Source organism: Gammaproteobacteria bacterium CG11_big_fil_rev_8_21_14_0_20_46_22 (assembly GCA_002796245.1).
Classification (GTDB): Bacteria; Pseudomonadota; Gammaproteobacteria; order UBA12402; family UBA12402; genus 1-14-0-20-46-22.
On record PCWT01000051.1, the window covers coordinates 1 to 16,693 of the forward strand.

15 protein-coding genes are annotated in these 16,693 nt (G+C 47.9%); 8 read left to right on the forward strand and 7 right to left on the reverse strand.

The genetic code is table 11. From position 1 onward, the window contains the following. Window positions 1-196 precede the first annotated feature (196 nt). A complete protein-coding gene (locus tag COV52_06825; protein ID PIR10753.1) occupies window positions 197-1,114 on the reverse strand; it encodes a UDP-3-O-[3-hydroxymyristoyl] N-acetylglucosamine deacetylase in 918 nt (305 codons plus the stop codon). 163 nt (window positions 1,115-1,277) lie between these two features. Between COV52_06825 and COV52_06830 the strand changes: the two genes are divergently transcribed. Together COV52_06830 and COV52_06835 are read left to right on the forward strand one after the other, a co-directional pair. Continuing rightward, entirely contained in the window at window positions 1,278-3,236 is a 1,959-nt protein-coding gene (locus COV52_06830) for a hypothetical protein (protein PIR10754.1), read from the forward strand. Further along, complete coding sequence (locus COV52_06835) at window positions 3,223-4,005, forward strand: hypothetical protein (protein ID PIR10755.1); 783 nt, start codon at window positions 3,223-3,225, stop codon at window positions 4,003-4,005. The genes COV52_06830 and COV52_06835 overlap by 14 nt, the downstream gene beginning before the upstream one ends. A 174-nt stretch (window positions 4,006-4,179) precedes the next feature. Here COV52_06835 and typA read toward each other — a convergent pair whose 3' ends face one another. From typA to COV52_06855, 4 genes are all read right to left on the reverse strand, one after another. Further along, on the reverse strand, window positions 4,180-5,985 hold the full coding sequence (typA, locus tag COV52_06840) for a translational GTPase TypA (protein ID PIR10756.1): 1,806 nt from the start codon (window positions 5,983-5,985) through the stop codon (window positions 4,180-4,182). A gap of 66 nt (window positions 5,986-6,051) precedes the next feature. After that, window positions 6,052-7,623 carry a peptide chain release factor 3 gene (locus COV52_06845; GenBank protein ID PIR10757.1) on the reverse strand — a complete coding sequence of 524 codons (1,572 nt, stop codon included), beginning with the start codon at window positions 7,621-7,623 and terminating at the stop codon, window positions 6,052-6,054. Between the two features lie 4 nt (window positions 7,624-7,627). Beyond that, window positions 7,628-7,969, reverse strand: a complete 342-nt coding sequence (locus COV52_06850) for a hypothetical protein (GenBank protein PIR10758.1) — start codon at window positions 7,967-7,969, stop codon at window positions 7,628-7,630. Then, window positions 7,966-8,850, reverse strand: coding sequence for a 4-hydroxy-tetrahydrodipicolinate synthase (locus tag COV52_06855; GenBank protein ID PIR10759.1), 885 nt, complete (start codon window positions 8,848-8,850; stop codon window positions 7,966-7,968). The genes COV52_06850 and COV52_06855 overlap by 4 nt, the downstream gene beginning before the upstream one ends. Window positions 8,851-8,914: 64 nt before the next feature. On the opposite strand from COV52_06855, the gene COV52_06860 reads away from it, so the two are divergent. Further along, the gene (locus COV52_06860; GenBank protein PIR10760.1) at window positions 8,915-9,379 is read left to right on the forward strand and encodes a peroxiredoxin; all 465 of its coding nucleotides are present in this window, start codon (window positions 8,915-8,917) and stop codon (window positions 9,377-9,379) included. Here COV52_06860 and COV52_06865 read toward each other — a convergent pair. After that, window positions 9,376-9,966 carry a hypothetical protein gene (locus tag COV52_06865; protein ID PIR10761.1) on the reverse strand — a complete coding sequence of 197 codons (591 nt, stop codon included), beginning with the start codon at window positions 9,964-9,966 and terminating at the stop codon, window positions 9,376-9,378. The two genes, COV52_06860 and COV52_06865, sit on opposite strands and share 4 nt — an antisense overlap. Before the next feature lie 422 nt (window positions 9,967-10,388). Between COV52_06865 and COV52_06870 the strand changes: the two genes are divergently transcribed. The 4 genes from COV52_06870 to COV52_06885 all read left to right on the forward strand — a co-directional run bounded on the left by COV52_06870 (window position 10,389) and on the right by COV52_06885 (window position 15,258). Continuing rightward, complete coding sequence (locus COV52_06870) at window positions 10,389-11,756, forward strand: adenylosuccinate lyase (GenBank protein ID PIR10762.1); 1,368 nt, start codon at window positions 10,389-10,391, stop codon at window positions 11,754-11,756. 5 nt (window positions 11,757-11,761) lie between these two features. Continuing rightward, a complete protein-coding gene (locus COV52_06875; GenBank protein ID PIR10763.1) occupies window positions 11,762-12,616 on the forward strand; it encodes a hypothetical protein in 855 nt (284 codons plus the stop codon). Between the two features lie 253 nt (window positions 12,617-12,869). Continuing rightward, window positions 12,870-13,457, forward strand: a complete 588-nt coding sequence (locus COV52_06880) for a hypothetical protein (protein ID PIR10764.1) — start codon at window positions 12,870-12,872, stop codon at window positions 13,455-13,457. Window positions 13,458-13,563: 106 nt separating this feature from the next. After that, a complete protein-coding gene (locus COV52_06885; GenBank protein ID PIR10765.1) occupies window positions 13,564-15,258 on the forward strand; it encodes an NAD-dependent malic enzyme in 1,695 nt (564 codons plus the stop codon). Between the two features lie 156 nt (window positions 15,259-15,414). On the opposite strand, the gene COV52_06890 is transcribed toward COV52_06885, so the two are convergent. Continuing rightward, a complete protein-coding gene (locus tag COV52_06890; GenBank protein ID PIR10766.1) occupies window positions 15,415-16,098 on the reverse strand; it encodes a hypothetical protein in 684 nt (227 codons plus the stop codon). A 110-nt stretch (window positions 16,099-16,208) separates the two neighbouring features. On the opposite strand from COV52_06890, the gene COV52_06895 reads away from it, so the two are divergent. Then, the gene (locus tag COV52_06895; GenBank protein PIR10767.1) at window positions 16,209-16,673 is read left to right on the forward strand and encodes a DNA mismatch repair protein MutS; all 465 of its coding nucleotides are present in this window, start codon (window positions 16,209-16,211) and stop codon (window positions 16,671-16,673) included. Window positions 16,674-16,693: the final 20 nt, after the last annotated feature.

The following is a 16,693-nucleotide window of genomic DNA, read 5'->3' on the forward strand; positions in this document are numbered from 1 at the left end:
CAGATGCCGGATATACAGATGCAATCTTTACCTTATTGTGCTCGAGTGTTTTTTATCCTTTACAATGGGGGTGAGTCCATATACAGGCTACACGGAACAAACGTAGACTGGGTTGATCCGCCTTTGCTGCGAAGCAGCTACGGCGAGAGATAACCCGGGTTACAAAAAACAGTTGCAAGAAAGAGGCCAATCGGTATTAAACCGCTTCATGCTTAGCCGCGCCTAAGAACATGACAGGGGCTTGCTCCGCATCTTCGAAGGTTACATATTCCCACGCTTCTTGCGTGGCAAGTAAAGTGCGCATCAGTTTATTATTCACTTCGTGGCCAGATTTATAGCCTTTGAATTCACCAATCACCGAATGACCCAATAAGGCCATATCGCCAATCGCATCGAGCACTTTGTGTTTCACGAATTCATCTTCATAACGCAAGCCGTCTTCGTTTAACACACGAAATTGATCGACCACAATCGCATTATCCAAACTTGCGCCCCGCGCTAAATTCATGGATTTAATTTTTTCGTAGTCAGATAAGAAACCATAGGTACGCGCACGAGAGACTTCTTTGATGTAAGAATGACGCGAGAAATCGAGCTCGGCTAATTTGTTAGATTTGTTAAACACAGGATGATCGTAAACAATTTCAAACGACACTTTAAACCCATCATACGGCAAAAACTCAGCCCACTTATCGTCGACCTCAAAACGCACAGGCTTTTTGATACGGATAAATTGTTTAGCTTTTGATTGCTCCACCACACCGGCAGATTGGATCAAAAACACAAAAGGACCTGCACTGCCGTCCATGATCGGAATCTCAGTCGCGTTAATATCGACATAAGCGTTGTCCACACCCAAGCCTGCAAACGCGGACATTAAATGTTCTACCGTTGAAACGGTGACACCATTAGCATGAATAGACGTGGATAAACGGGTATCGCCGACATTCAAGGCACACGCCTTGACTTCGCCCACAGGGTCTAAGTCAACACGACGAAAAACGATGCCCGTGTCTTCAGGCGCAGGACGCAACACAAGTTCAGCACGCTCACCACTGTGCACCGTGACGCCGGTGGCTTTAATCACATTCTTTAGCGTACGTTGTTTGATCATGTGGCTTTTAGCTCCATTAAGCACAGATTGTTGAATTATAACACAATTTCCTAGAAACACCTAGATAATCGCAGCGATAATATAGGCGCGGCAGCAATATGTCTAGAAAAACCCATAAAAGCCGTTTATGATCATTTTTCAATGGCTTAGGAGATAAGCGCCGATGGAATATGGCATTTTTGAGCAACTCTTGACGATCATCGTGCTATCCGTGATCGTGATCGCCATCTTCCGCCGCTTAAGCCTGCCCTCGATCTTGGGCTACCTGGCCGTGGGTATCTTTATCGCCATCATCGACCGATACGCCTTTAAAGACATCCAGTCTTACAATATTTTAGCCAAATACGGCGTCGTGTTTTTGCTATTCACAATCGGCCTTGAGTTCTCAACCGCCAAACTCATCGCCTTAAAACGCATTGTGTTTTTGCTAGGCAGCTTACAAGTCGCGGCCTGCACTGCGATTTTTTGGGCTATCGGCATTTTATTTGGCATGAGCGTGGGCAATGCGTTTATTGTTGGCGCCACACTATCGCTCTCCTCCACCGCGATGATTTCAAAAGTGTTGAGTGAAGCTGGCGAGGTGCAAACACAAACCGGTCGCATGACGATCGGCGTATTGATCTTTCAAGACATCATGGTCGTGCCTCTACTCATCATTACCTCGATCCTAGCGAACAACAGCGGCCAAGGCTTGCTTCAACACATCAGCGTTGAATTAATCATCGGCATACTCACCTTCTTCATTATTTATTTTGTCGGCCGACTCATCATCACCCCACTGTTTAAAGAAGTCGCACGCTCAGGCTCTAACGAATTATTTATTTTAGCCGCGTTTTTAACAGCTTTAGGCGCAGCGTATTTTTCTGACATGATGGGCATGTCCAAAGAACTTGGTGCATTTTTAGCGGGCGTAATTTTAGCCGGCACCCCTTATCACAAACAGGTGGCCAATGATATCCGCCCGTTTCGCGATGTGCTTCTAGGTTTGTTTTTTATTGGTATTGGCATGTCCCTAAACATCAGCACGCTAAATACAACCGGCGGCTGGATTCTACTTGTGGGCACACTGCTCGTCTTGGTGAAAATAGCGATTATCCCTTTAATTATCCTATTTCTAAAACTCGCTGATCGGCAACAGGCGTTTCGCACGGGTATTTTACTCTCACAAGCCGGTGAGTTTGGCTTTGTACTGATTGCTGTGGCCACCAACTTCAAGCTTATTCAAGACTTTCACGGCCAAATTATTATCGGCAGTATTATTTTCAGCATGATTCTCTCTTTGGTGATTGTGCAAATACAAAAACCCTTTAGCCGCTGGCTCGCTAATCGCCGAGGCGAAAAACCCAATACCGAAAAACCGAACAAAGCGCAGAGCGAATTACCCCATATCATTATTTGCGGTTTTGGATATACCGGCCAACAAGTCGCCAGCGTGTTTAAAGCGGCAGGCTTGCCTTTTAATGCCATCGACACAAATGCTACTCGCGTCAGCCAAGCCTCTATGGCGGGCGAACCCGTGTACTATGGCAATGCTTCAGACCGCGAAATGTTATTATCGTTAGGTTTAAAAAATGCCCTGGCCGTTGTGGTGTGTTTTAATAGTGAAAACCTTGCGCGCGAAGTGCACAATATCGTGCACGAAGAAACACAACGTACACCACTTATTTTACGGGTTAAAATGAAATCCGGCGACTCTCTACCCACTGCGTCGAACCTGTCTGTCATCGACGAAGGCATTGAAGTGGGTATGTTACTTGGAAAACAAACACTCAACGCGATTGGCTTTAAACCGCATGATATCGCACGCATCAGTTACAAAGTCAAACAAACCCTAAAGTACGATTTTTTCCGCGGTGATGAGACATTACTGGACAGTGAAAATATCGATAAGCCTCAACGTTACTCTTTTCGTGTTGATCCTAACGCAGCTATCTGTGGCAGAAGCTTGCAGACTGTTGATATTGACACACGCGCCATTCGCTTAAAAGCCATTCGTCGGCAGGGGCGAACACTTGAGCATACACATCTAGATACACCGATTGAAGCTGGCGATGTGTTAGTCATCACGGGTCTTTTAGATCATATCGAAAGCTTTGAGGAAGCGGTAAATGCTCACGCATAGTGCACTTAATTTACCCTACACGACCGATGCCCTATTAATGTGCGTATCCATCGTTGCGGGCATCGTGGATACTATCGCCGGCGGCGGTGGCATGGTAACGCTACCGGCGCTATTGTTTTTTAATGTGCCGCCTATATACGCTTTGAGCGCCAATCGCTTTCAAGGGCTGGTGGGCGAATCAATCGCAACTTATCATTTCAAACGCAAAGCCAACTTAAGCTTAAATTACATTCTTTACCCGATTATTTTTGCCCTCATCGGCTCAAGTGTTGGCACGCTCTTGGTGCAACATATTCACAACCAAACCTTGCAAACGATTGTGCCGTTGATGCTGCTTTTCGCACTGAGCTATTTTTTGCTTTCGGGGCGTCTGTTCAAACAAAGCAGCAAAACTTTAATGAAGCCTATGCAGTTTGCGATTATTTTTGGCTTAGCTATTGGATTTTATAACGGTTTCTTCGGCCCTGGCACCGGCTCATTTTGGGTCTTAGTGTTTTTCCTATTTCAAGGCCTATCCTTGAAAAACGCCACCGTGCATGGCAAACCAGTGAACCTTGCCGGCAATATTGCCTCATTCATTTTCTTTTTTTCACAAGGTCATATCTACTGGCCGATTGCATTATCCATGGCTTTCGGGCAAATCATTGGTGCGAATGTCGGGGCAAGATTAGTGATTCACAACGGGCAAAAAATCATTCGACCGATTTTAACGGTGGTGGTGATACTGATGATTGCTGAGTTGATTGCTCGTAGCAGCCGTCTTGGGTAGAAATAAAAACCCGGATTATCACGCCTTTGGCGTTCAATCCAGGCTTGCTACTTTTTAGCTAACGTCAATTGCAAGCGAACGTCAGTGAGCGCGGCAATCTTTTGAATTAACCTGGAGATTGCTTCGTCGCTTCGCTCCTCGCAAAGACGGTTGCTACGCAACACAGCCAGAATGTTATTTCTGACGCTTACGCTCGTGTTCTTTCAAGAATTTTTTACGCAACCGAATGGACACCGGTGTCACTTCCACCAACTCGTCATCGTTGATAAACTCCAAGGCGCTCTCCAGCGTGAGCTTAATCGGCGGCGACAACTGAATATTCTCATCACTGCCTGAAGCACGAATGTTCGTGAGCTGCTTAGCGCGTGAAACGTTCACCACCAAATCATTATTACGTGAATGAATACCCACAATCATCCCCTCGTACACATCCGTTTGAGGCTTGATAAACATTTTACCGCGGTCTTCCAAGTTCCAAAGCGCATAGGCTGTCGCCACGCCTTTGTCGTTGGCAATCAACACACCGTTCACACGCTGTGACATGACGTCTTTTTTACACGGCCCGTAATGATCAAACACGTGATACATCAAACCGGTGCCTGATGTCATGGTCAAGAAATCCGTATGAAAGCCAATTAAGCCGCGCGCAGGGATAATATAATCCAAGCGCACCCGACCTTTGCCATCGGTTTGCATGTTTTGCAAATCGCCTTTGCGCTCGCCCAAGGCTTGCATCACGTTACCTTGGTAGTTTTCATCCACATCGATTGTCAGCTGCTCATAGGGCTCGTGCATTTCACCATCGACTTCGTGCATGATCACTTCAGGGCGCGACACAGCAAGCTCAAAACCCTCGCGACGCATGGTTTCAATCAAAATGGCCAAGTGCAACTCACCACGACCGGAGACTTTAAATTTATCGGGATCATCGGTGTTTTCCACACGCAAGGCGACGTTGTGAATCAACTCGCGCGTGAGGCGATCACCGATTTGGCGCGAGGTGATAAACTTACCTTCCTTGCCGGCAAACGGCGAAGCGTTCACCAAGAAAGTCATGGTTACCGTTGGCTCATCCACTTTTAAACACGGCAAGGCTTCGGCATTCGCTGGATCACATACCGTGTCAGAAATATTGAGGTTTTCAATGCCGGTAATGGCAATGATGTCACCCGCTTGTGCGCTTTCCACTTCGTGACGCTCTAAACCTAAATGACCCAAGACTTGCAAAATCTTTGCGTTACGTTTTTTGCCTTCACGGTCAATCACCACGACCGGCATATTACGGCGTGCTGTACCGCGTTTGATACGGCCCACACCGATCACACCCACATACGATGAATAGGAAAGCGATGAAATTTGCATTTGAAAGGCAGCGTTGACGTCCACATCAGGCGCGGGCACTTTAGTTAAGATTAAATCTAATAACGGTGCCATGGAATCGCTGGATTCAGCCAAATCCATTTTCGCATAACCCTCTAGTGCTGAGGTATAGACCACCGGAAAATCCAGTTGCTCGTCTGTTGCACCCAGGCGATCGAACAAATCAAACACTTGATCCATCACCCAGTCTGGGCGCGCACCCGGGCGATCAATTTTATTGATCACCACTATCGGCTTTAACCCTTGCGCAAAGGCTTTTTGCGTCACAAAACGCGTTTGTGGCATAGGACCATCGACCGCGTCAACCAAAAGCAACACTGAATCCACCATCGACATGATGCGCTCAACCTCGCCACCGAAATCCGCATGCCCCGGGGTATCCACCACGTTAATACGTGTGCCTTTCCAGTCGATCGCCGTGTTTTTGGCCAAAATGGTAATTCCACGCTCTTGCTCTAGCTCGTTAGAATCCATGACGCGCTCAATACGATCCCCCTGGCGGCCCAAAGTACCTGATTGTTGCAACAGCTTATCGACCAAGGTGGTCTTACCATGGTCTACGTGGGCGATAATGGCGATATTTCGAATGGATTGGCTCATAATATTACTGTCTGTGCTTATTAATTTGGCGGTATTCTACGCGAATTTAAAAAAATTGATAGGCGTTTAATGCTCACGCGTTGCAGAGAACTCAATTTCCGGCCACTTTTCCTGGGCCAAACTTAAGTTCACGCGCGTGGGCGCGATATACGTTAAACAACCGCCACCATCGAGCGCCAAGTTATTGAAGGCTTTCTTTTTAAAGTCTTCAAGCATCTTTTTATCTTTGCAATAAATCCAGCGCGCTGTGGCCACACTCACATTTTCATAAATGCATTCGACTTTGTATTCGTGTTGCAAACGATGCGCGACCACATCAAACTGCAACACACCGACTGCACCCAGAATTAAATCGTTACTGGCCAAGGGCTTAAACACTTGTGTGGCGCCCTCTTCGGAAAGCTCTTGCAAACCTTTTTGCAACTGCTTAGCTTTAAGTGGGTCTTTAACGCGCACAAGCTTAAACAACTCGGGCGCAAAATGCGGAATACCGGTGAACTTTAACATCTCACCTTGCGTGAAAGTGTCGCCAATTTGCAAGGCACCGTGGTTATGAATACCGATAATATCGCCAGCAAAGGCTTCTTCAGCATGTTCACGCTCGCCCGCCATAAAAGTGTGCGCATTACTGATAGTCATATCACGCCCTAGGCGCACATGCTTTACCTTCATGCCCTTTTCATATTTGCCCGAACAAATCCGCAAAAAAGCGATGCGATCGCGATGTTTCGGGTCCATGTTGGCTTGAATTTTAAACACAAAGCCCGTGAATTTTTCTTCAGAAGGCTCAACGATCCGTTCTTCAGCCTCACGAGACTGCGGCGCCGGGGCATGCGTGATAAACTCATCGAGCAACTCGCGAATACCAAAATTATTAATTCCCGAACCAAAAAACACCGGCGTTTGCTCACCCGCCAAATAACGCGCAGGATCAAACACGTGACTGGCGCCTTTCACGAGCTCAATTTCCTCGCGAAGCTCTGCAGCCACACTCCCCAAACGTTCATCTAAGGCGGGATTATCCAGCCCCTTGATCACATCAAAGGCTTGAATATGATCGCCCTTGCTAGACGCATAAAACACCACTTCATCGCGATACAGATGATAAATACCTTTAAACGCTTTACCCATGCCGATCGGCCAAGTGACCGGCGCACATTCAATATTCAACACCGACTCAATTTCATCGAGCAACTCAATAGGCTCGCGCGTTTCACGATCCATTTTGTTGATGAACGTCATGACCGGCGTGTGACGCAAACGGCACACCTCTAAAAGTTTAATCGTACGCGCTTCCACACCTTTGGCTGCATCGATCACCATGAGCGAAGAGTCGACCGCCGTCAGCGTGCGATAGGTATCTTCCGAGAAATCGCCATGACCCGGTGTATCCAGTAGATTGATAATCGCATCACGATAGGGAAACTGCATGACAGAGGTCGTGACCGAAATACCGCGTTGTTTTTCTAGCTCCAGCCAATCGGAGGTGGCATGACGCGAGGCTTTTCGCCCTTTGACCGTACCGGCTTCTTGAATCGCACCCCCGAATAGCAACAGCTTTTCTGTGAGCGTGGTTTTACCGGCGTCAGGATGAGAAATGATCGCAAAGGTGCGACGTTTTTTGATCGGATTGAACATGGGGTTAATCGTTATGGTTTTCGGGCGCTTCCCACGGCATGTGTGCGTGCGGAATGAGGCGCAAAATCCATGGGCGTGGTTTTGGTACCAGCTTAGGATCGATATTCGGCGGAATAATTTGCGGCGTGGTTTGCGCCATATTGCCAGACGCATTCGGCACAGGGTAATAATCCTCCACAGAGCTTGAGCTATAACCCGGTGGTATTTGCAACGGTGGCGTGGCATCAGCTTGGAGGTAGTCTTGACCGTGATCACTGAAAATTTGATAGGTTTTTGACACATCACCACAGGCCGCAAGCGACAACGCAGCTAAACTGACCAAAAGGCTTTGTTGTATTTTTTTCATCCAATAACTCCAAGCGATTGCATCACTCGCTCTAAAAGCGGCTGATTTTGCTGGGCCAAGGATACCAGCGGCAAACGCAAACCACCAGGGATTTTTCCCATGCGATTCACCGCCCACTTCACCGGGATGGGATTCGACTCAATAAACAAGGTGTGATGCAAATCATTCAAACGCTCGTTGATCGCCTTGGCTTTTTCAACGTCTGTGTTAGCCAACGCCATCATCTCAGCCATTAAAGCCGGCACCACATTCGCCGTGACAGAAATCACACCATCACCCCCTTTCAATACGTACTCCAGGGCCACATCATCATTACCCGATAGCAACACAAAATCCGGGCTCAATTTCGCCTTAAGCTCAGCCACACGAGATAACTCAGGGTTCGCATCTTTTAATGCGACGATACGCTCACAGCTTTCAGCCAGCGTGATCACGGTTTCGGGGGCAATATCTGCGCCTGTACGACCAAAGGCATTGTAGATAATGATAGGTAATTGCGTAGCATCATGAATAGCTTTAAAGTGCTCAACCATGCCGCGTTGCGGTGGTTTATTGTAGTACGGTACAACGACCAACATGGCATCCACGCCACACGCTTCAGCCGCCTTGGCTTGCTCAATACTCACCTTGGTATCGTTTGTACCCACACCAGCGATGATCGGCACCCGGCCCGCAGCCGTTTTCACCGCAAGCTTAAAGAGCGCTTCTCGCTCGGCCTTTACCGTGGGCGACTCACCGGTGGTGCCTAAAATCACCAAACCCTGCGTGCCCTCAGCAAGATGCCACTGAATCAAATCAACAAACGATGGCTCATCAATCTCACCATGATCTTTCATCGGGGTCACTAGCGCAACCAAGCTGCCGGAAAAATGTTTTGTCATTGGAGTGTCCTATGAATTCAGGTTATCATACGACAGTGATATCAAATTACAACTGGAGAAGATCATGATGATCAGTGTTGGAAAAAAAGCCCCAAACTTCACCGCCAAAGCCACAAACGACAAAATCCTTAGCCTCAAAGACTTTAAAGGCCGCTATCTCGTCATCTACTTCTACCCCAAAGACAACACACCGGGCTGCACGCAAGAAGGCCAAGATTTTCGGGATCTCTATGCCGAGTTCCAAGCATTAGACGCGGATATTGTCGGTGTTTCCAAAGACAGCTTGCGCACACACAGTAACTTTAAAGCCAAATACGCCTTGCCTTTTGATCTTGTCACCGATGAAGACGAAAGCCTGTGCCAAGCCTTTGACGTGATCAAGCTGAAAAAACTCTACGGCAAAGAATACCTAGGCATCGAGCGCTCAAGCTTTCTCATCGGCCCAGACGGCACACTCCTGGCCGAATGGCGCAAAGTCAAAGTGAAAGATCACGCTAAAGTCGTACTCGATACGCTCAAGGCGCTTTAATTTGCCACCATAAATTCATACACACGATAGCCGGCCGTCCAAAGCACCAATAGTGTGTACGCCCAAGCCAAGGGCTGAAATAAGAACGGGGCCGCGATCATCAGCACAAAAAAGATAAAGGCTTCACCACGCTCCATCAAACCCGGGCTGTAGTGAAAACTTTTCTGCGACTCGTTTTGAGTAAAAATCCCAACCACCAAAAAGCTGGTGATGCACAAATACGAGCTGCCGAGCATAGCTAAACACGCCAGAGCCCGCGTATCCGGCGCATAGAGATACAAACCTAAAAAAACCGATAATTCCACTACACGATCACAGACAATATCTAACACGCTGCCCTGCTCACTCGTTTCTGAGCGAAATCTCGCCAAAGTCCCATCCAGTGTATCCAGATAACCGGAAAGCAACAAAAAGCCTAGCGCCACAGCAGGATGGTGAAACCATAATGCGAGTAAAATAAACGGGGCGAGCACGCCGGAAAACAGCGTGAGTTGATTGGCTGAAACGCGGGTGTAGCGCGCCAAGGATTGCGCGAGAGGGTCCACCAAGATGCGTTGGTAAGCCGGGCGAATGTAGTGTTCCAACATGTGACCATCCTTGTTTGGTTTGCGTACTGAGCAACCGTCTTTTCATCCATAGGTTCCCGCCTGCGCGGGAATGACATAATGTAGCAACCGTCGTCTTTGCGAGGAGCGTAGCGACACGGCAATCTCCTTCCTGAATTATCACGCCTTCGTTGATACGTAGCAAGCCTCACGTACTGTCGTCACCTGCAAGACGGATTAAGGCCGTGTTTTTTGGGGCTGTATGAGGCAGGAGGCCGAACCCAGAGCCCCCAGGGACGGGTTCATGGCGTCCCCAAAAAGACACGGCCTTAATCAGCGCAGGTGACAAAAACAAAAGCCAACACTAGCGGCGCCATCAAAACACTTTCTATCTTTAGCGAATACCTTGACACCCATCAAGCACTCATCAAAAATACCGTTTTATTGATCAACGAGTGCCTTTCATGCTTGAACTCACCCCATTAACGGCCGCCTCTCCTTTGGATGGTCGATACGCCCAATCGACCGCAGCCTTGCGCGAACACTTCAGCGAATACGCCCTGATCAAAGCCCGTGTACACGTCGAGATCCAATGGCTCTTACATTTAAGCGAATCAGGCCAACTACCCGAGCTGGGAGAAATTAATAATCCACAATTTTTACAAGAAGTTATTAGCAAATTCTCATGTAAAGACGCAGAAAAAATCAAGCAAACTGAAGCCACCATTAACCACGACGTGAAAGCCGTAGAATATTTCATTAAAGACCAAATGGACACCGTGCCAGAACTTAAGCCTTTGAAAGAATTTATGCACTTTGGTCTGACCAGTGAAGACGTGAATAACTTGGCCTATGGCCTGATGATCAAAACGGGCCTCAATGCGGTGCTACGCCCTGCACTCAACGAGCTAAACAGCGCCTTGCAGGCCAAAGCCCATGAATACGCCAGCGCTGCCATGCTCTCTCGCACCCACGGCCAGACAGCCTCGCCCACCACCATGGGAAAAGAATTTGCTAATTTTTACAGTCGACTAGAAAGACAACTTAATATTTTGGGTTCAATCAATATTCTAGGCAAACTCAACGGCGCCGTGGGTAATTACAACGCCCTGCACGCTGCTTACCCTGACATCAACTGGCCTGCTATTTGCCAAGATTTTGTTGAAACCCGATTGGGCTTGAGCTTTAATACCCACACCACGCAAATCGAAAACCACGATGGCATTGCCGAACTCTCGCATACACTGGCACGCATCAATACGATCTTGCTCGACTACAGCCAAGATGCCTGGGCCTATATTTCTCGCGCTTATTTCAAGCTTAAGAAAAAAGCTGAAGAAGTCGGCTCTTCGACCATGCCGCACAAAGTGAACCCAATTGACTTTGAAAACGCGGAAGGCAATTTGGGCTTGGCGAATGCACTATTGAATTTTTTCGCACAAAAATTACCCGTTTCACGCCTGCAACGCGACTTAAGTGACTCCACCGTCATGCGAAATCTCGGCTCAGCGTTTGGCTATAGTCTGTTGGCCTATCAAAGCTTACTGCGCGGCACGGGCAAGCTTGAACTCAATACCGATCTACTCGAACAAGAGCTGGATCAACACTGGGAAGTGCTCGCAGAACCCATTCAAATGATACTGCGCAAACACGGTATTGAAGCGCCTTATGAGCAGCTCAAAGCGCTCACGCGCGGCAACACCGTCACACAAACGGAGCTACAGGCCTTTATCGACCAACTGGCCATCGACGACACCATCAAGCAAACACTAAAAGCCTTGACGCCGAAAACTTATACCGGCTACGCTGAAACGCTCGCTACAGAACAATAACCACCATGCGCGTTTGGCCATTTTCACACATCGCTCAACAACTCGTTAAATGGCTCACCAAAGAGCACGAGCCCAGTGAAATTGCGATGTGCGATATTGAGCGGGTGGTAGAAGCATTATTACCCGCCGATGTTTTGTTGGTGGAAGGCAGAAGCCGTATTTCGGAAGTGATAAAAGTCACCACGCGCAGCAACTGGTCGCACTCTGCGCTCTATATCGGCCGAATAAAAGACTACCCCGAAGGGAAAACCAAAGACCAACTGACCCGATACTTTTCAGGCTCACACGACGAGCCGCTGCTCATCGAAGCTATTTTAGGCCGTGGCGTTATTTTAACCCCGGTGCGAGACTATGCCAAAGATCATCTGCGCCTCTGCCGCGCCAGTGCCCTGGCCGCTGAGGATCAACAAGCCGTGATCAACTATTGCATCAGTAGTCTTGGTGAGCACTACAATCTTCGCCGCATTGTGGACCTGTTGCGCTTACTCTTTCCCATCACTTTTATGCCACGCTACGCGTTTACCAGCCTGCTTAACCCCATCAAAGCCCGAAAAGAGCGCCGACACATTTGCTCATCACTGATCGCGCGCGCGTTTCACAGCGTGAAATACCCGATTTTACCGCGCATCGTGAAAAAACCCGGCAACACTTTTGAGCTCATTCCAAGAAACCCAGCACTGTTCACACCCAAAGATTTTGATTTTTCACCCTATTTTCAAATCATCAAATACCCACTCTATGGCTTTACCAAAGACACAGCGTATAAATCCTTCCCCTGGAACCAGGATGGGCTGATGAGCAATGATGACGCGGGGATTTTCGACCCAAAATCCTTGATGGATGATGAGAAACAGACCTAAAGCGTTTGACAATGCAGCTCACCTCCCCATAATTTAAACAAAATGTAACTATTCACCAAAATCTAATACATCGACGCATCTCTTTTAGAAATAGTATTTTTCTTTGCGCGATGGGGATTCTTAAGGGGAGAATCGCGATTCTCCCCTTAAGCGCCGTTAGCGCGGCTTTGCCGCGCTAGGCGTCTAATTAAGAGTAATTATTCAGCATTTTTGCTGAATAATTACAACAAAATCAAAAATAAGGAGCCCCATCATGATGTCATTATCAGCCTTCACAAAGTGGCTTATGAGAGATGATCGTGACGCAAAACCAAGAGCCAAAGAAAACAAGCAAACGATGCCAGCTAACGCGGGCGCAAAAAGAGCAGCAGAACTTCCTGCCGCAGAACTTCCTGTCGCAAAACCTCCTGTCGCAGAACTTCCTGTCGCAGAACTTCCTCCGCCATACGACAGATGCCGTGGCCTATTCTTTCCAGCCCCTCCTCACAAAACACCACTGATCGCCATAAAAAAAGCAATGCAGAACCTTAGCAAGATGATGCTAGAAAAAAGGGGAGTTGAACTTGTCGAGCAACAAAAAAAAAACGTAAAAACGATGGTAATTGGTTACCTAAAGGGTTATACAATAGGGCGCTATAGAATCGAGTGCTATACAACAACAAATAGCGACGATATCAAAAATTTGAGCCTTACAGAACTTGTTCGTTTAATTTTAAGCACGGATCCCAAAGCGAATAGACCTCTTCACCCTGATGACAGAAGAATAATGGATGAGATTAAAACACTAACTGAAGCGATTGAAGGCGCAGATGCGCCCTCAACTGCGCCCAGCAGCCTCTAATTTAATTTCGACCGTATAGTAAGCCCAAGATGATGCGCTCAACGCCTGATTTTTAAACGCTTTAGGTATATACTCCATCTACAATTAACTTTGCCGATGGTTTGCCATGCTTGATTATACTCTCAAAACTGATAAAAACGGCTTGCCGTACCTAGAAACCCCCATGGTCGGCGGCAATCTTCTGGCCGCACCGCAGCTTAACAAAGGCACGGCGTTTACGAACGAAGAGCGTCACGCGTTTGAACTCAAGGGTAAGTTGCCCAGTCACGTCGAAACGTTAAGCGAGCAAGTGGCGCGCGCGTATTTTCAGTTTCAAACACAAAATACACGCTTGCGCAAAAACATGTATTTGCATGCCCTGCACGAAAGCAACCGCGTCATCTTTTACAAACTGGTCGATGAACATTTAGCCGAAATGCTACCGCTGCTCTACACGCCGATGGTGAGCACCGTGGTTAAAATTTACAGCCAGAAGTTTCGCCACCCGCGTGGTTTGTACATTACCTACGAGGACCGCGATTGCATCGAAGAGATTTTACGCAACCGCACCAACCCCATGATCGACGTGATTGTCGCCACTGATGGCGAGGGTGTTTTGGGCATTGGCGACCAAGGATTGGGTGGCATGGAAATTGCCGTGGCCAAACTCATGGTCTACACACTCTGCGGCTACATGAATCCTTTAAAAACCTTACCGCTTTTTTTAGACGTGGGCACCAATAACCCGCTCTTGCTGAATGATCCGATGTATTTAGGCTGGCGACAACCACGCATTTCCCCGAAAGAATACGATGAGTTTATCGAAAAATTTGTGCAGGCCGTCAAAAATGTTTTACCTGGCGCTTTCCTACACTGGGAAGACTTGGGCCGTGAAAATGCCTCTCGTGTGATTAACCATTACCGCGACAAGCTGCCCACCTTTAACGATGACATCGAGGGCACCAGCATTGTCACCTTAAGTGCCTTATTGAGCGCCTTAAAACAAAAAGGCAGCCAGTTATGCGATGAGCAGATTGTGATTTTCGGCGCGGGCTCGGCCGGTTGCGGCATCGCCAAACAACTCGCCGAAGCGATTGCATTTTACCACAACAAACCGATCGACGAAGCGCGTGCGCATATCTGGCTGATTGACCGCCAGGGTTTGATTTGCGATGACATGGATACTCTCACATCCGAGCAACAACCCTTTGGCAAATCGCGCGCAAGCTTAGGCGAGCTGGGCAAGCTAGAAACGATTGCGCTGGCCGATGTGATTGAAATGACAAAAGCTGGTGTGCTGATCGGCTGCTCTGGTCAAACCGGGGCATTTAGCGAAGCGATTGTTGGCACGATGATCAGAAACCACACGCGCCCGATTATTTTCCCATTATCCAACCCCACACCGAATGCCGAAGCCCATCCAGCTCGATTATTGGAATGGACACAAGGCCAAGCCTTGATTGCCACGGGTAGTCCCTTTGGCACTGTACGTTATAACGATAACGATTGGGTGATCGCACAATGCAATAACGCACTGGTTTTCCCGGGTATTGGGCTCGGCATCGCCATGGCTAAACCACCGCGTCTGAGCAAAGCCATGTTATTTAATGCCTGCGAAACCCTGTCCGAAGAAAATGCAAAACGTATTGATAACGCCTTGTTACCGAGCATTTGTGATTCCAAACCGATTGCTTTGGCGATTGCCAAACGTGTGGCTCAAACGGCGATTGATGAAGGCTTAGCGGCACCGTTTGATATCGATGAGGCCTTAAAAGCGGCTTGCTGGACGCCGGCTTACCTACCCTATAAACACCGCGGGTAAACCCACAGTATTTTCTGTTTTGGAATGCCGGCGCGAAGTAAATTCACACTGATAAAAAATCCCGCTAAGTGATCACCTAGCGGGATTATATAGACTGATGCATTACCCTGGATTACGCGCTTGGCGCTAATTTGGGCTGCCTCTATTTTCGCGGTATTAACTAAAGTAATACATCAATGATAACAAGCCTTGAATTTCACGTGGCTTGATCGTGGTTTTACCACCATCAGTATGGCTGTTAGATTTGCTAGCATAATAAATGTAGCTGACTTGCTCACCCAAGGCTAAGTGCTGCGTTAATTTTTGTTGTGCACCAACGGCAGCTAAAGCACCAACGTCAGTTACCGTTTTATCCACAACGGTTGAGCTATTGCGCGTGTATTTATGCTTCAAGCGTGTCCACTCTGGGCCAATCAAGCCATAGAATAAGTTGTTAGCCATTGGCGCGTAACCTACTCGCAATGCAGCGCCAAACTGCCAAGGCATGCTGACATGGGCAGAACCTGTTGTACCACTTTGTGAGGTACGGTGAGCGGCATCGCTGTTTGTATCGTATTGACCATGAATATCGCCACCGATTAACCAGTGTGATGACATCGCGAAGTTATAACCGCCTAACAATTGGAAGGCTGCGCCGTATTCACCCGCATCAAATTTCGCTTCTTGCACATTTGAACCATTTTTAATTTCTGAGTGATAGAACTGACTGCTTAAGCCCGCTGCACCACCTAAATATATTCCAGAAAATTGCTGCGCTGGCGACATTGAGCCTGCGTTACCTGCCAATGCTACTGAGGTGGCTAACGCCAACCCTGATACTAATGCGACGTGTTTCAACATGGAGATCCCCTTTAATTAATAGTGAGCGCTAATCATAGCAACACAAAATCGCGCCTGTAAAGGGCTATAGGGTTTATTTTCGTAAGAACTCTCGCTATCCTTCTGAGCCTATGACTATCAGTGATGAAGACAAAGCCCTCTTTCGTGCCGCGGTTGATGCGCTTGGCAAAAACACTGCTTCCCAATCTCGCGAACCTGAAAAAGAAACCAGACTGATAGGCCTTGAGATTGACCAATGGGCCGAGGTTGTTTCAGCCGAAGATCATTTGTGCTTCGTCAGAGAAAGCTTATCCCATACTCAAATGAGTGATTTGAAGCAAGGCAGAGTAGCCATCGAACAGACTTTAGATTTTCACGGCATGACACTCCAACAAGCCGAAGATGCGCTTGAGAACCTCTTAAACCAAGACCACAAAAAAATCAGACTCATTCACGGTAAAGGCCAAAATGCCTTGCTCAAAAATGCGGTGAATCGCTGGTTGCGCGCCCACCCTCGTGTGCTCGCTTTTGCCAGCTGCCCGCCGTCCCAAGGCGGCACGGGGGCTATGAACGTTATCTTGACCCGGAAACGCTAGGCACGTATGATGCCTCAAAC

What these genes read in the sequence shown, in the direction of transcription:
- COV52_06880 (PIR10764.1), top strand. Translation starts at nt 12,870, where the DNA reads ATGATGTCATTATCAGCCTTCACAAAGTGGCTTATGAGAGATGATCGT.
- COV52_06835 (PIR10755.1), top strand. Translation starts at nt 3,223, where the DNA reads ATGCTCACGCATAGTGCACTTAATTTACCCTACACGACCGATGCCCTA.
- COV52_06850 (PIR10758.1), bottom strand. Translation starts at nt 7,969, where the DNA reads ATGAAAAAAATACAACAAAGCCTTTTGGTCAGTTTAGCTGCGTTGTCG.
- COV52_06895 (PIR10767.1), top strand. Translation starts at nt 16,209, where the DNA reads ATGACTATCAGTGATGAAGACAAAGCCCTCTTTCGTGCCGCGGTTGAT.
- COV52_06825 (PIR10753.1), bottom strand. Translation starts at nt 1,114, where the DNA reads ATGATCAAACAACGTACGCTAAAGAATGTGATTAAAGCCACCGGCGTC.
- COV52_06860 (PIR10760.1), top strand. Translation starts at nt 8,915, where the DNA reads ATGATGATCAGTGTTGGAAAAAAAGCCCCAAACTTCACCGCCAAAGCC.
- COV52_06885 (PIR10765.1), top strand. Translation starts at nt 13,564, where the DNA reads ATGCTTGATTATACTCTCAAAACTGATAAAAACGGCTTGCCGTACCTA.
- COV52_06865 (PIR10761.1), bottom strand. Translation starts at nt 9,966, where the DNA reads ATGTTGGAACACTACATTCGCCCGGCTTACCAACGCATCTTGGTGGAC.
- typA (PIR10756.1), bottom strand. Translation starts at nt 5,985, where the DNA reads ATGAGCCAATCCATTCGAAATATCGCCATTATCGCCCACGTAGACCAT.
- COV52_06890 (PIR10766.1), bottom strand. Translation starts at nt 16,098, where the DNA reads ATGTTGAAACACGTCGCATTAGTATCAGGGTTGGCGTTAGCCACCTCA.
- COV52_06830 (PIR10754.1), top strand. Translation starts at nt 1,278, where the DNA reads ATGGAATATGGCATTTTTGAGCAACTCTTGACGATCATCGTGCTATCC.
- COV52_06870 (PIR10762.1), top strand. Translation starts at nt 10,389, where the DNA reads ATGCTTGAACTCACCCCATTAACGGCCGCCTCTCCTTTGGATGGTCGA.
- COV52_06855 (PIR10759.1), bottom strand. Translation starts at nt 8,850, where the DNA reads ATGACAAAACATTTTTCCGGCAGCTTGGTTGCGCTAGTGACCCCGATG.
- COV52_06845 (PIR10757.1), bottom strand. Translation starts at nt 7,623, where the DNA reads ATGTTCAATCCGATCAAAAAACGTCGCACCTTTGCGATCATTTCTCAT.
- COV52_06875 (PIR10763.1), top strand. Translation starts at nt 11,762, where the DNA reads ATGCGCGTTTGGCCATTTTCACACATCGCTCAACAACTCGTTAAATGG.